The organism is Candidatus Poribacteria bacterium (genome assembly GCA_021295755.1).
GTDB lineage: Bacteria > Poribacteria > WGA-4E > WGA-4E > PCPOR2b > PCPOR2b.
In genome coordinates, this window is sequence record JAGWBT010000172.1 from 16,688 (window position 1) to 17,021 (window position 334).

At 48.5% G+C, this 334-nt stretch carries 1 protein-coding gene; it reads left to right on the forward strand.

Going from position 1 to position 334, the window contains the following annotated elements; genetic code table 11:
* The coding region (locus J4G02_20380) for a hypothetical protein (GenBank protein ID MCE2396884.1) at positions 1-334 on the forward strand (334 nt) is incomplete at both ends.

Below are 334 nucleotides of genomic sequence, written 5' to 3' on the forward strand. Positions count from 1 at the left end.
CTTACTCGGAAAGAGCAAGAAGGACTTCGGGAGCTGCTCTTTCCTACGGAGCAGCGAGAAGTATTTACGAGGAATAGGAAGGACGATAGCCCGGACGGATTCCGTGAGTCGGAGTCAGCCAAGGAACGTAAGTTGAAAACACGCGAAATAGACATAGCAGAGGGCTTTTTTGAAGATATGATTGACCTCGGGGAGGTCAGAATTTCGGATAAAAGCTTGGTGGGTCGCACATTAGGTGAAAATCGTGTAGCGATCACGGTCGAGAACACGATCTATGGCAACAATATGGCCGATGACACCCTCATCCACGAATTAGTCCATGTCTGGCAGTATA